The organism is Zunongwangia sp. L-65, assembly GCF_056859415.1.
In genome coordinates, this window is record NZ_JBSXOK010000061.1 from 19,567 (window position 1) to 35,004 (window position 15,438).

General features: G+C 36.8%; 9 protein-coding genes. 6 read left to right on the top strand and 3 right to left on the bottom strand.

Going from position 1 to position 15,438, the window contains the following annotated elements; all coding sequences use genetic code 11:
* The first annotated feature begins 86 nt into the window (after positions 1-86).
* Complete coding sequence (locus AC13DP_RS10590) at positions 87-1,964, top strand: cation:proton antiporter (RefSeq protein ID WP_347406032.1); 1,878 nt, start codon at positions 87-89, stop codon at positions 1,962-1,964.
* Positions 1,965-2,076: 112 nt separating this feature from the next.
* Here AC13DP_RS10590 and AC13DP_RS10595 read toward each other — a convergent pair whose 3' ends face one another.
* Together AC13DP_RS10595 and lepA are read right to left on the bottom strand one after the other, a co-directional pair.
* The gene (locus AC13DP_RS10595; RefSeq protein WP_347406031.1) at positions 2,077-2,835 is read right to left on the bottom strand and encodes a YebC/PmpR family DNA-binding transcriptional regulator; all 759 of its coding nucleotides are present in this window, start codon (positions 2,833-2,835) and stop codon (positions 2,077-2,079) included.
* Positions 2,836-3,107: 272 nt separating this feature from the next.
* A complete protein-coding gene (lepA, locus tag AC13DP_RS10600) occupies positions 3,108-4,904 on the bottom strand; it encodes a translation elongation factor 4 (protein ID WP_249600062.1) in 1,797 nt (598 codons plus the stop codon).
* Positions 4,905-5,358: 454 nt separating this feature from the next.
* Here lepA and AC13DP_RS10605 point away from each other — a divergent pair, with 454 nt between their 5' ends.
* The 3 genes from AC13DP_RS10605 to murQ all read left to right on the top strand — a co-directional run bounded on the left by AC13DP_RS10605 (position 5,359) and on the right by murQ (position 9,170).
* Positions 5,359-6,618: a sugar MFS transporter gene (locus AC13DP_RS10605; protein WP_249600061.1), complete on the top strand. Its 1,260-nt coding sequence runs from the start codon at positions 5,359-5,361 to the stop codon at positions 6,616-6,618.
* Positions 6,619-6,774: 156 nt separating this feature from the next.
* A complete protein-coding gene (locus AC13DP_RS10610; RefSeq protein ID WP_347406030.1) occupies positions 6,775-8,316 on the top strand; it encodes a beta-N-acetylhexosaminidase in 1,542 nt (513 codons plus the stop codon).
* 29 nt (positions 8,317-8,345) lie between these two features.
* On the top strand, positions 8,346-9,170 hold the full coding sequence (gene murQ, locus AC13DP_RS10615; protein WP_347406029.1) for an N-acetylmuramic acid 6-phosphate etherase: 825 nt from the start codon (positions 8,346-8,348) through the stop codon (positions 9,168-9,170).
* Positions 9,171-9,191: 21 nt separating this feature from the next.
* Here the strand turns inward: murQ and AC13DP_RS10620 are convergent, their stop codons facing one another.
* Positions 9,192-9,947, bottom strand: a complete 756-nt coding sequence (locus AC13DP_RS10620; RefSeq protein ID WP_013074072.1) for a DeoR/GlpR family DNA-binding transcription regulator — start codon at positions 9,945-9,947, stop codon at positions 9,192-9,194.
* 253 nt (positions 9,948-10,200) lie between these two features.
* On the opposite strand from AC13DP_RS10620, the gene AC13DP_RS10625 reads away from it, so the two are divergent.
* Both AC13DP_RS10625 and AC13DP_RS10630 read left to right on the top strand, forming a co-directional pair.
* Positions 10,201-13,251 carry a SusC/RagA family TonB-linked outer membrane protein gene (locus AC13DP_RS10625; protein ID WP_483067759.1) on the top strand — a complete coding sequence of 1,017 codons (3,051 nt, stop codon included), beginning with the start codon at positions 10,201-10,203 and terminating at the stop codon, positions 13,249-13,251.
* A 1-nt stretch (position 13,252) separates the two neighbouring features.
* Positions 13,253-14,758 (top strand): SusD/RagB family nutrient-binding outer membrane lipoprotein, encoded by a 1,506-nt coding sequence (locus AC13DP_RS10630; RefSeq protein WP_347406027.1) that lies wholly within the window; start codon positions 13,253-13,255, stop codon positions 14,756-14,758.
* The last annotated feature ends 680 nt before the right edge of the window (positions 14,759-15,438 follow it).

Below are 15,438 nucleotides of genomic sequence, written 5' to 3' on the forward strand. Positions count from 1 at the left end.
ACAAATAATTTTAGTTTAAGACGAGCTTGTGAGCAAACTAAACTATTTTTAATATTTTTAGCTTTTAAATCAAATCAAAAAGATTAATGTTAGAATTAGCAGGTATAGTAATTTTAGGAATATTGGCACAATGGGTGGCGTGGAAATTTAAAATTCCTGCAATCCTTCCATTGATTTTGATCGGACTTTGTGTAGGGCCAATTGCTACCATGTTTACAGATGATGGAAGTAAACTAATAGAGCCTATTTGGACTGGGGAATCTGGATTGTTCCCGGGCGAAAGTTTATTTTATTTTGTCTCGCTTGCCATTGGGATTATCCTTTTTGAAGGTGGTTTAACCCTTAAAAAGGGAGAAATTTTAAATGTAGGTTTTGTAATTGTGAAATTAATTACGGTTGCTGTAATTATAACATTTATAGGAGCAGGGATAGCCGCTCACTATATTTTCGATCTAAGCTGGCAAATTTCGTTTTTATTTGCTTCATTAATTATTGTTACCGGTCCTACAGTAATCACGCCCATCCTACGTAATATTCCGCTTAAAAAAGATGTTTCTACCATTTTAAAATGGGAAGGGATTCTTATCGATCCTATAGGGGCATTGTTTGCCGTGTTGGTTTTTGAGTTTATTAGTGCAGGAAAAGGAAAAGAGTATACTTCAACCGTGTTACTGGAATTTGGTAAAATCGTACTTTTCGGCTTCACTTTCGGCTTCACTTTTGCCCATGCCCTGGCCTACAGTATCAAGAAAAATATTATTCCGCATTATTTATTAAATGTGCTTACCCTGGCCGCTGTATTAGGGGTTTTTGTGTTATCAGATCAGTTTGCTCACGAAAGCGGACTTTTGGCTGTGGTAGTGATGGGAATGGTGATGGGAAATATCGACCTTCCAAACTTAAAAGAGCTATTATATTTCAAGGAATCCTTAAGTGTCCTTTTAATTTCTATTTTATTTATTTTGCTGGCTGCAAATATCAATATGGAAGATCTGTACCTGATATTTACCAGTAAGGCGATCTGGCTATTTGCAGTAATTGTTTTTGTCGTAAGACCGTTAGGTGTTTTTATAAGTAGTATCAATTCTTCATTAAAATTCAATGAAAAACTGTTTATAAGCTGGGTTGGACCTCGCGGAATTGTAGCTGCGGGTATTGCCTCTTTATTTGGTATAGAGCTGGCGAATCAAGGTGTGGAAGGTGCTGAATATATTACACCGCTGGTGTTTATGATCGTGTTGGGAACGGTATTATTAAACGCTACCACTGCCCGTTTATTTGCTCAGCTTGTGGGTGTATTTTTAAAGGATTCTGAAGGAATTTTAATTATTGGAGCTTCGTCTTTTTCAAGAATTATCGGTAAGTATATGGAGGAGAATGGAAGACATGTTGTTTTGGTTGATAATAATGGGATGAATGTTAGAAAGGCCAAGAGCATGGGCTTAGATGCGATAGAAGAAAATGTGTATTCTGAAGATCTTATTAATAATATCGAGCTTAATGACATAGGTTATTTAATGGCGATGACCAGTAACAGCGAAATTAATAAGAATGCCATAGAAAAATTTAGAAAGCATTTTGGTGAAAACGGCTCTTTTAGAGTGGTTTCTCCAGAAGAAATGCAGGATCCCGAAAATAATCCAAAAGAAGGATTGTTCTCTCAAACAGATGATTATGTTAAACTTACCAATCTTGCCCGAAAATATTCACAGGTGCATGAGATTACGCTGAACTCTAAAGAGCATTATGAAGGATTAATAGAAATTTCCAAAACCGATCCAGATATTATTCCACTATTTGTAAAAAATAACGAAGGAAATCTTAGTATTATTCCGTCTAATAGTAAAGAAGTAGAAATTGAAGAAGGTTTTAAGCTGGTGTATTTAGGAAAGCAGATGGAGGTTGAAGATAATTCTAATACTGGTGACGCAGAAGATACGAGAACCAATACTGAGGAAGATTAATATAGATTCAGATTATATGAGAAACGCCCAATTTCAATAATTGAAATTGGGCGTTTCTCGTTATATTTTTAGCTAATTTATTTAACATTTAATCATGCAAGCCTTCTTAGCATTATTCGGCTTCCATTGCCTCAATCAGTTCGTCTGTAATTTCGAGATTATGATATACATTTTGAACATCATCATCATCTTCAAATTTTTCGACGAGATTTAAGATCTTTTTAGCGTCTTCAACCGGAAGTTCTACCGTGTTTAAGGGAATTCGTTGTACTTCAGAAGACTTTGTTTCCATTTCTAATTCTTCCAGTTTAGAAGACATGAGACCAAAGTCATTAAAATCGGTATAAATCGTCATCAGGTCGTCCTCTTTTTCGATTTTTGTCCCTCCGCCTTCAATAAGTTCAAGCTCAAATTCTTCAAGGTTTATTTCAATTTTTTCTCTTTCAAGCACAAAAACCCCTTTTTTATCAAATAAAAATTCTAACGAACCATTAGTTCCCAGACTTCCTCCATTTTTAGTAAAAATTGATCGTGCAGAGGCTACAGTTCTATTGGTATTATCTGTGGTGCATTCTACAAAAATTGCAATTCCGTTAGGGCCATATCCTTCAAAAGTTACGGTTTCGTAATTATCGGCATCTGCACCACTTGCTTTTTTAATTGCGCGATCTATGGTGTCTTTGGGCATATTCACCCCTTTTGCATTGCTTATCGCGTTACGCAAGCTTGGATTAGCTTCAGGATCTGCACCACCACCTTCTTTTACCGCAACACTAATTTCTTTAATTGCCCGGGTAAATTGTTTTGCACGTTTTTTATCCTGCGCTCCTTTACGGTGTTTTATGTTTGCCCATTTGCTATGTCCAGCCATTTTCCTCTTCTTTTTAGTGTTTTTTACTCAATTTTGCTTCAATTTTACTCGATTTTGGTCAAAATGAAGCCATTTTTACAAATTTAAGAAATTGAGATGCAATGCTAAAATTCGGATTTTTACAGGTTCGAGTAAACATATTCTAATGAGAAGTTTTTACAGCTTAAGTGGTTCAAATGATTTAAAATGTCAGAAGAGTTTATAAAAAACTAAAAACCCTCATAGCTTAAAAACTATGAGGGTTTTTGATATAAATCAGCTTTAAGCTGGTATTAATCGTTTAGTTTTAAAACGGCCATAAAGGCTTCTTGAGGAATTTCTACGTTTCCAACCTGGCGCATACGTTTTTTACCCTTTTTCTGCTTTTCTAAAAGCTTTCTTTTACGAGAGATATCTCCACCATAACATTTCGCAGTAACGTCTTTTCTAAGCGCTTTTACGGTTTCTCTGGAGATAATTTTTGCCCCAATCGCTGCTTGAATAGGAATATCAAACTGCTGTCTTGGGATCAATTCTTTCAGTTTTTCACACATCTTCTTACCAATATCATACGCATTATCCTGGTGTAATAAGGCCGAAAGTGCATCTACTTTATTTCCGTTAAGTAGAACGTCAACTTTTACCAGTTTAGAAGTACGTAGCCCAATAGGAGAATAATCGAAAGAAGCATAACCACGAGAAACTGTTTTTAAGCGATCGTAAAAATCGAAAACAATTTCTGCCAAAGGCATATCAAAAGAAAGTTCAACTCGCTCTGTCGTTAAGTAAGATTGGTTGGTAATTTCACCACGCTTTTCAATACAAAGGGACATTACGGGACCAACATAATCTGCTTTGGTAATAATGCTTGCCTTAATAAATGGCTCTTCTACCCGGTTTAAAGTTGAAGGTTCTGGTAAATCTGAAGGATTATTAACTAAAATAATCTCATCTGGATGTTTATTGGTATAGGCTTGATAAGACACGTTAGGTACAGTAGTAATTACCGTCATATCAAATTCACGTTCTAATCGCTCCTGAATAATCTCCAGGTGAAGCATCCCCAAGAATCCACATCTAAAACCGAATCCTAATGCTGCTGAGCTCTCTGGAGTAAACACCAAAGAAGCATCATTAAGCTGAAGTTTTTCCATAGAGGCTCTAAGTTCTTCGTAATCTTCAGTATCTACAGGGTAAATGCCGGCAAATACCATAGGCTTTACATCTTCGAATCCTGCAACTGCTTCAGTAGTAGGATTTTTAGCATCGGTTATGGTATCTCCCACTTTTACCTCTCGTGCGTCTTTAATTCCAGTAATTAAATAACCCACATCTCCGGTTTTAATTTCCTGTTTTGGATGCTGAATAAGCTTTAAAGTACCAACCTCATCTGCCGAATAATCTTTACCCGTTGCCACAAACTTAATGTGCTGGTTCTTTTTAATGCTTCCGTTAATTACTCTAAAAAAGGTTTCTACCCCACGAAACGGATTATAAACCGAATCAAAAATCAAGGCTCTTAATGGCGCGTCAACTTTACCACTTGGCGAGGGAATTTTGGTGATAATAGCATGTAAAATTTCTTCAATACCAATTCCTGTTTTGGCGCTTGCAGGAATTACATCTTCAGGTTCACAACCTAAAAGATCTACAATATCGTCTGTAACTTCTTCTGGATTGGCGCTTGGAAGATCTACTTTATTTAAAACAGGGATAATTTCAAGATCGTTTTCTAACGCCAGGTAAAGGTTAGAAATTGTTTGTGCCTGTATGCTCTGCGCAGCATCTACTACCAGTAAAGCACCTTCACAGGCAGCAATAGACCTGGAAACCTCGTAAGAGAAATCTACGTGCCCCGGGGTATCGATTAAATTTAGCGTATACTGCTCACCTTCATGAACATAATCCATTTGGATTGCATGACTTTTAATAGTGATACCACGCTCCCGCTCCAAATCCATATTATCTAAAAGCTGTGCTTGCTTTTCTCTTTCTGTTACCGATCCGGTAAAGTCTAAAAGTCTATCGGCTAGTGTACTCTTTCCATGATCGATATGGGCGATGATACAAAAATTACGAATGTGTTTCATGCAATTGTGAACATTAATTGGTTTTAACCTACAAGGCTTTATTCGCTGAGTTTTAAACTCGAATTTTAAAATTATTAAGCGTTTTTCAATATCTTAAAGCTTTCTAGGCTTTTTAAAGTAAACGCGATCCAAAAATCCAAAATAAAAAACAATCAGAAAATAGCAATTTTTGACAGTATAGTTATAAAATTTTTGGGCTGCAAATATAGTGTATTTCAAATACCTTATAGAAACTTTAGAAAGCTGTTTAAAAATTCAGGAATTTTAAGAGTTCAGCGCATAATTCTAAATAAAAATTTAAGTTATGTTCTTTTTAATTATAAAAAAAGTTAATAAAGTGTTTAAGTTTTATAAAAAAGTTTCTTTTTTTTGTAAGAGGCTTTCTGTAAAATTTTAATGATTTGAATTTAAGCTTTTTTAATATGCTAATTTAAAATACGGGTAAATAAATATTATGAGCAATAACTCGAATACTTCAGGAACCAGCAGGTCGATCATTATTATAGGAATCTTATTTTTTATTTTTGGGTTTGTCACCTGGTTAAATTCAGTATTAATTCCTTATTTAAAAACAGCGAACGAGCTGAATAACTTCCAGTCGTTTTTTGTAGCTTTTGCTTCTTACATTTCGTATTTTGTTATGGCAATTCCATCGGCAAAAGTTTTAGAGAAAACAGGTTTTAAAAAAGGAATGGGGCTTGGATTACTGGTAATGGCCGTTGGTGCTTTGATATTTATCCCTGCTGCAGCCTCCAGAACGTATGCTTTATTCCTAACAGGATTATTTGTTCAGGGTACAGGACTGGCCTTGCTACAATCTGCTGCCAATCCTTACATCACCGTATTAGGACCTATTGAAAGTGCGGCAAAGCGTATTAGTATTATGGGAATTTGTAATAAGGTAGCCGGGATTTTAGCGCCTTTAACCATTGGTGCTATTTTACTTAAAAATATGGATCAGATTGAGGCAAAACTGAGCACTTTAACCGGAGCCGAGCGTGAGGCCGAATTAGATTTGCTTTCTTCAAGAGTAGAAATGCCTTATATCGTAATGGCAATTGTTCTTGTGGGTTTAGCCGTACTTATTTATTTTTCCTCTTTGCCTGAAATTGAAACCGATAAAGAAGATGAAACCTTAGCAGAAGCTAATAAAAACAAAACAAGTGTTTTCCAGTTCCCTAATTTGCTTTTGGGAACTTTGGCCATGTTTTTATATGTTGGGGTAGAGGTTATCGCCGGTGATACAGTAATTACTTATGCCAAAGACGGGCAGGGAATACCGTCTGAAGCAGCTTTACAATTTACCTCGTACACTTTAGCAGCGATGATCGTGGGTTATTTAATAGGTACCGTAACCATTCCAAAATATATTAGTCAGGCAAAAGCTCTTCGAATTTCAGGAATCTTAGGTATTCTGTTGGGATTAGCTGCAATTTTTACAGATGGTTTTGTTTCGGTACTTTGTATCTCGATGTTAGGACTGGCAAATGCAGTAGTTTTTCCGGCTATTTGGCCTTTAGCGTTAGACGGTTTGGGAAGGTTTACCAAAATAGCGTCATCCTTTTTAATTATGGCGATTGCAGGTGGTGCGATTGTGCCTTTAGCCTATGGTTCTTTAGCCGATAGTTTTGGACTTCAGCAGGCCTACTGGGTGGTGATTCCATGTTATTTATATATCCTTTTCTTTGCGGTTAAGGGGCATAAAATTAGATAAGAAACCATAAAAGGTTTAAAATAATAAACCAAATGCCTGTAAAAAAGGTAATGAATATATCAAGAGAATTAAGGCTAGGTGAGACTGCTGTTTTGCCAATTAAAAATTGGAAAATCAAATGTTTAGCCTAAATTTATTCATTTAAAAAATATAAGTATGAAACGTTCTTTCTTTTCTGTTTTCCTTACAGTCTTCATTTTTATAGGTGCTTACGCTCAGGATAAACCCGCTATTATTCCAATGCCTTCCAAAATTGAATGGAAAAATAGCGAATTTCAGTTTCCGTCTACCATAACTTTTTATGCAGATGCCGAGGCCGAAAAAAGTTTAAAATGGCTTAAAACTTTATTGAATACTACGGGAAGTGAGCTTGAAAAAGCTTCAGAAAAGGAAGCCAACGTTTCGTTAAAAATCAATAACGATCTTTCTTCTTCTTTAGGAAAAGAAGGATATCAACTTAAAGTTACTTCAGAAAAAATAACGATAGAAGCGGTTACCAATGCCGGACTTTTCTACGGAATAACCACACTTAGACAATTGTTTCCTGCTGAAGTAGAATCTGGTAAAATTACCGCGGCTTTTAGTATTCCTTCGGTGACTATTTCAGATAAGCCTTATTATGAATGGCGCGGGAGTATGCTTGATGTTGCCCGAAGCTTTTTTGATTTGGATTATCTAAAAAAGCATGTAGATCGTATGGCGCTGTATAAATTAAATCGTTTTCATTTGCATTTAAGCGACGATCAGGGTTGGAGGATTGAGATTAAAAAATGGCCAAAATTAACCCAAATAGGAGGACAGTCTGCCGTAAATAATGGTCGTGCCGGATTTTTAACACAAGAGGAGTATAAAGATTTACAGGCTTACGCAAAAGAGCGAAATGTAATGATTATTCCTGAAGTGGATATGCCGGGACATACTTATGCCGCCTTGCAGGGCTATCCAGAATTAAGTTGTGAAAATTTTGAAAATCTGAATCCAAAACGTGCAATACCACCAGCTCCTTTTCACGGAACTGATGTTGGGTGGAGCAAGTTTTGTATGGAAAAACCGGTGGTTTACGATTTTATTAGCGATGTTATTGCCGAGCTTGCTGAAATTACCGATGGTCCTTACCTTCATATCGGAGGTGATGAAATCGAAGATGAACACTATAAAGAATTTGTAGTGAAAGCTGAAAAAATAGTCCGTGAAAATGGTAAAACAGCCATTGGTTGGGAAGAAGTTACTCAAGCTAAGGTAGACGATTCGTTTATTAGTCAGCGTTGGACGGGAGCTACCAAAAGCGTTGTGGATACCAGAATTATCGAATCAATTTGTAAAAATTTCTATTTAGATCACGGTAATATTCCCAATCAGCCCAATACGTATAGCTGGTGTAAAAAAGACGGAGTTTCTTTAAAAAACGTTTACGATTTTGTGTCTGAAAATAAGAAAGCCATAGGAGTAGAAGGTGCCCTTTGGACAGAGCTTGTACATATCGATGCCACTGCAGACGATCGCCTTTGGCCACGCAATATTGCTGTTGCCGAGGTGGGTTGGTCTTCGCCTAAAAAGAAAGATTATAGCGAATTTAAAAAGCGTTTAGGTACACATGGGAAACGCCTGGATTACCTGGGAATCAACTTTTATAAGACGCCAGATGTGCCATGGAATACAACAAAAATTAAAGGAGTATTTTCTACAGTAGAAAAATAATCGGAACTTGCGAGAGTTAATTTGATACGATGGAGAGTAAACAACCCGATACCGAAAAGCAATCAAAATATAATGATCTTGAGAAGATGAGCACGGCAGAATTGCTGGCTAGCATCAACAAAGAAGATCAAACCATTGCTATAAATGTACACAAACAGTTACCAGCTATAGAAAAACTGGTAGATGTTATTGTTGAAAATATGAAAAAAGGAGGTCGGTTATTTTATATTGGTGCCGGCACCAGTGGCAGATTGGGGGTATTAGATGCTTCAGAATGTCCACCGACTTTTGGCGTAACTTCAGATATGGTCATTGGCTTAATTGCAGGTGGGGACACTGCTTTAAGAAATGCTGTAGAAAATGCAGAAGACGATACTTCTCAGGCCTGGAAAGATCTTCAGAAATATCAAATTTCAGAAAACGATACGCTTGTAGGTATTGCTGCTTCTGGAACAACGCCTTATGTCATAGGAGGAATTAAAGAAGCCAGAAAACGTGGGATTTCCACGGGATGTGTAGCCTGTAGTAGTGGAAGCCCTTTGGGAGAGGCTTCAGAATTTCCTATCGAAGTAGTTACCGGCCCTGAATTCGTTACCGGCAGTACCCGGATGAAAGCCGGTACCGCCCAAAAGATGGTTTTAAATATGATTACCACCAGTACTATGATAAAACTAGGAAGGGTAAAGGGAAATCGTATGGTAGACATGCAGCTTTCTAACAAGAAACTGGTGGGTCGCGGTGCACAAATGATTATGGATGAACTCCAGGTGCCGGAAACCGAAGCAAAAGATTTACTGCTGAAGCACGGTAGTGTAAGAAATGTATTGCTGAATTACCAAAAAGAACTGAAATAAAATCAAATTACGGTATTTAGTTTAAAGTAGCTTTAAACCTGCTTTTTGGTATTTTTCAAGACTTTTATCAGAAGGATCTAACTCGGTCACCAGAGTATCTACCTGAGTAAGATCACAGATCTTATACCGGTTAATGGTATCCAGTTTCTTAGAAATACTTAGCGACACGATTTTTCTGGAAGCATTGACCATTGCTTTTTTCATCTGGGCAATTTCCCAGTCAATTTCAGTAATTCCTTTATCTAAATCCATATAACCGGTACCTAAAAAGCAAATATCCGCAGTAATTTCAGCTAAGGTATTTATTGAATTTCCACCGGTAGCTAGTTGTGATCCTTTAGATAATTTACCGCCGATTAAATGGACTTCGCTTAGCATAGATGAATTATTAAGTAATTCTACTGCCATAGGAAGGCTGGGAGTAAAGAATGTAAGATTCATTTTTTGTGGCAGCAATTTTGCCAATTCCAAATTGGTAGAACCGCCGGTTATTAGTACAACATCCCCATGATTTAAAAGCGAAATTCCTTTTTTGGCAATAATCGATTTGTTTTCGTATTCATAAATTTCCCGGTTTTGATCAGAATGAATATTAAAACCATTGGATACCGCACCGCCATGAACCTTTTTGAGCAATTTGTGTTTATCTAATTCCATTAGATCCCTTCGTACAGTATCCATAGACACATTAAGAATATTTGTTAAATCACTTAGCAATACTCTATTATGTAAATGAACTTCGTTAAGAATAATCTCGCGTCTTTCTTTTTTTTTCATCTAGGGGTATGTATTTATAAATTACTAATTAAGTCTTTTGTATTGGTTTAAGAATCTTATTAAGCTACAAAAAATGTTAAAAATTTAAATTTCTGTAAAATTATATAAATTTTATATTTTGCAATTTTTTATAGCATAAATTATATCTAATTAGCATATAAATTGCATTTAAATTGAACTTATGCAGTTTCTTATTGCTTTTTTTTAATTTTAATAATATGTTTGTTTCATAACTAATTGTTAACGGACTACTATGAAAAGACAATTCAAAAAACCAGTCTTGTTTCTATTTTTATTGTTTTCAATACAAATTTGGGCACAGGATAAAGAAATTTCAGGAACGGTTGTGGATGAGGATCAAATTCCACTTCCAGGAGTGAACGTTCGGGTAAAAAATTCGAACATCGGTACAGTTACAGATTTTGACGGTAACTTCAGTTTATCTATACCGGATACTGATGGAGTGGTAATAGTATTTTCCTCTATAGGTTTTACTACCAAAGAAGTAACAGTGGGAAATCGAACTTCCTTGAATATTTCTATGGAAGTTGATACTGAGAGTTTAAACGAGGTGGTGGTTACTGCCTTTGGGATTGAGAGAAATCAAAAATCCCTGAGTTACGGAGTACAGGAAATAGAATCTGAAGAACTGACCGAGGGAAACAGGACTAATCTTGTTAGCGGATTGCAGGGTAAGGTTTCTGGGGTAACTATAGGAAACTCTGGTGGAGCACCTGGTACGTCCTCTACGATTTTAATTAGAGGAGGAACCTCAATTACCGGAGACAACCAGCCTTTATTCGTGGTAGACGGTATCCCGATAGATAATTCTACAGAGTCCAGTGTTCAGGTAGCCAGCATCAACCGGGCGGCAGATCTTAATCCCGAGGATATAGAAAGTATTTCGGTTTTAAAAGGTCCGGCTGCGGCTGCTTTATATGGTATTCGTGCTGCAGAAGGAGCAGTAATTATTACCACTAAAAAAGGGAAAGCAGGGGTGAGCCAGGTTACTTATTCCGGTACCTATTCTATAGATGAGGTATTGGGCACTCCAGATGTTCAACAAACTTATGGAGAAGGACAGCAGAATCTGGGAGGAGGATTTTCTTATACAGAGCCTTCCCTTTTTAGCTGGGGGCCAGAAGTCGCTGCAGGTACACCAACATTTAATCATATTCGTGATTTTTTTACTACTGCGCACACGCAAAATCATAATGTTAGCTATTCTACGGGAACAGAAAAAAGTTCGATATACCTCTCTGTAGGAGATGTTTCTCAGGAAGGGGTTATAAGAACTACAAGTTATGATAAAACGTCGTTTAGGATTAATACGTCTTCCAAAATGGGTAAGAATCTTACCATCGGAGGTTCTGCAAATTATATTGTAACAAAAATAGGGAGTACCAGGCAGGGGAATGCTTCAGGAAGTAGCTTTACAAGCTTGTTATCCTATCCCATAGATCAGAATATTCAGGATTATTATACTGAAGATAGAGAACAAAGAATGTTTTTCCCAGATCAGGAATTTGATAACCCATATTGGAGTTTAGAGAATAGCCCCAATAATAATAAGGTGAACCGTTTAATTGGGCAGCTAAACCTTAATTATAATTTTCTTGAAGATTTTAATCTTTCTTATAAGATAGGAACAGATTACTTTAGGGAATTTGATAAACGTATTACGGGTGAAGGCTCCTTAATACCAACAAGACAAAACGGAGCGATTAGCCAGTATGAAAAAGAAAGCCGAAGAACTACCTCTAACCTTATCCTGCGGTATAATAAAGATCTTACTGAAGATTTTAACGTAGATGTAATGGCGGGAAATATGGTAGAAGACTGGAAGTTTCAAACCACCTATAGCTCGGGTAATGGTTTCCAGGCTCCAGGTATTTATAGTATCGGGAATATAAGTCAGGAAAACCAGTTAATATCTGAAGTTATCAGTAGACGTCGTGCTGTTGGGGTTTTTGGTGAATTAAAACTTGGCTGGCAAGATGCACTGTTTTTGAATTTCACTGCCAGGAATGACTGGTCTTCTACACTGCCTGAAGGAGAACGTTCATTTTTCTATCCTTCTATAGGTTCTTCAGCGATATTAACCGATTTGATCGATAATCTTTCTTCAGATAATGGTTTATCTTACTTACAGTTAAGGGCTACCTGGGCAAAAGTAGGTAAAGATGCAGGGATAGGAAAATTGCAAACGCTGTTAAGCACCAATATTAATCCTTTGGCAAGTTCAGCTTATACATATAACGGAGTAGATGTAGGGAACCCCCAACTTGTACCAGAATTTACAAATAGTTATGAAATAGGTTTTGATTCGCGATTTTTCCAAAATCGACTACGATTAGATATGAACTTCTATTATAGTAAATCTGAAAATCAAATATTAGAAGATATCCGGGTACCACCTTCTGCAGGTACCTTTTATGCAACTTTAAATGGAGGTTCTATAGAAAATAAAGGTATTGAAGCTTTACTTACAGCGAGATTGTTCCCAAGGGAAAGTGATTTTCAATGGGATATGACTTATAATTTAGGGATAAACCAAAGTGATGTGATCGAATTACCAGGACAATTGGATGAGGTGTACCTTTCAGATTCCTGGACCTTTCAAAACACGGCGGCTGGAGCTGCGATTCTTGGAGGTTCACTTTTCGGACTACGTGGATATCAACCACAACGTACAGATAGTGGAGAACTTATTATTGGTCCCGGCGGAATTCCGTTGCTCGAAACAGTTGTTTTTGACGATGTAAACAGGTTACCCAACTGGACTTTAGGGATAACCAATACATTATCGTATAAAAATTTCAATCTTTCATTCCTTTTAGATCTTGTGCAGGGACAGGAAGCGTATAATGCTACCAAATCTGCGTTATCTTATTATGGTCTTGCTGAAGAAACATTGGATAGAACAGCAAATGGGACACGAGTTATTGAAGGGGTTTATGCTAACGGACAGCCAAACACCACGGTAATAACCAATCAGCAGTATTTTCAGGAATATTATTCCCAAAATGCTGAAAATTTTATAGAGGATGCCTCTTATGCTCGCTTAAGATATGTTACACTAGCTTACGATTTACCAGGCGATTTTCTTGAAAAACTAAATATTGTATCTGCCCAATTGTCGGTGACCGGAAGGAATCTTTTTACAATTACTGATTATAGCGGGGTGGATCCAGAGGTGAATACTTTTGGTGCAGGTATTGCCGGTGCAGGTTCTTTAAGTATAGATAATTTAGGTACTCCAAATACGAGAGGATTTGATGTAGGACTACGATTTAAATTTTAAAATGATGAAAAAGATATATACCTATATATTTACAGCATTAAGCGTTTTTAGTTTTACTGGCTGTAGCGATGATTATTTCGACGTAAACAACTCGGTTACCCAACCTACCAATACGGGTCTTGCTCCGCAATATAGAATAGAGGGGGCTATAGAAAATACGGTAGCTACCGCTCAGTATCGCGGTATCCGTGAAGTTTTGGGAGTGGTGCAATATGGTTCGCAAAATACTCCGGCTTATTATTCGGAGTCATGGAATACGTTTTTAACCACGGGAAGTTATTTCTTATGGCAAAACGTGTATGTTTATGCTCTACCTAACACCGCAGATTTGATCTATCTGGGAGAAGAATATAATTCTCCTCACTATACGGCGGTAGGAAAAATTTTAAGAGCTTATCTTTTTGGAATGGCTACAGATCAATATGGTTCTATAGTTACAGATGATAGTTATAATCCCGAAAGAACGATAGAGCTGGAACCCGAATTTGTATCACAACAAGAAGTGTATCAATTAATTTTTACACTATTGGATGAAGCAATTGCCGAACTCGATATGGACAGCGAAATTTCCCTGCAAGCTGCAGAGGGTGATATTCTTTACAATGGAGATCTTGCGCAATGGAAACGTTTTGCTTATTCTATAAAAGCACGGTATTTAAACCATCTTACCAAAAAGTCGTCCGGTGAATTTGCCTACGATCCCCAGGCTGTAATCCAAGCAACTCAAAATGGTTTGGCGTCTAATCAGGACAATGCTTTAATATCTTATGGTGGTGGAACCGCCGTGAATGATAATCAGCCTTTTAGCGTGAATGGATATGGTTCTACACGATTCGATTATTTCTCAGAGTTTTTTGTGAACTTGCTTAAAGATCCATTAACTATCGAGGAAGAATTTGAAGATCCAAGACTGTCTATCATTGTTCCTGAGGCGGTAAACGGAGGCTATCAGGGAGTGAAGACCGGTGCAGGTGTAGATGCTGAGCTTGCCGACGATTATTCGTTAGGGAATGGAGGATTTTATACTTCGCCAGATTCACCAACTTATATGATGACGTATTCTGAAGTGAAATTTATTGAAGCTGAAGCGAGATTTAGAAGTGGTGATATTGCTGGGGCCTATGCTGCTTATAAAACCGGTGTAGAAGCAGACCTTCAAAAACTAAATGTTTCTTCTGAAGAGATTTCAACCTATATGACTAAAATTGATACTGAAATAGGCCAGGCTAACTTTGATCTTTCCCAGATTTTTGTTCAGAAATATATTGCCAATATGCTCAATCCAGAAACCTGGGTAGATTTTAGAAGAGTGGATTATAGTGCTGATATTTATCCCGGCTTGGAGCGTCCGGATAACGTAAACATTAGTCTATTTCCAAACGAAGACGACTGGTTGCAAGCGATGATGTATGAATATAATGAAGAAGACAGAAATTACGAAAATATGCCAGATAACAATCCCGCAGTTAGGTTAACCACACCGGTTTGGTGGGATGTAGAAGAATAATTTTTTCAGGTTAGATTGTGATAAAGCTTGCTCAGGATTAATTAATTTTGGGCAAGCTTTATGTTTTAATAGACTTATCAGATTATTTTAAGTACTGATTTTTTGCTTCAGTATTTAATGAGTAAATGACCCTGCTTTATAGAATTTTATTCCGTGTTTATAGTTTTTTGGTAGAAAATTGCAACTGCTATAAATTTCAAAACCACTCCTAAAAAGTTATAAACCTCCAAAGCAGACACTACTTCAAAGCCGGAGGAAAATCGTTAATTTTAAATGCCGAATTATGAATGGCTGTACAATGTAAACTATATATTGAAAACAGACTTCTCGATACAACAACTTTTCAACCTTGAACATTGCATTCCAAAGGTTGTCATTTCGACTGAAGCATAGCGAAATGGAGAAATCTAGTTAATTGAGATTTCTCGACTTCATTTCATTGCGCTCGAAATGACAAAATCTTAGGAATTGATAATTTGTATCCTAAATTTAGATGCTTCGCTATTAGAGTAGAGAAAATAGATCAAAAGAAGCAAGATTCAGGATTAAAATGTTGAATTTTGAATGCTGAATGTTGAGTTAGTAATGGCCTATCGAAGATTGCTCGTGAAATTGAAAATGAGAGAAGCGTTAAAATTTTAGGCTGTTTGAGCGAAGCGAGTTCCTAAAATTTAGCTTCC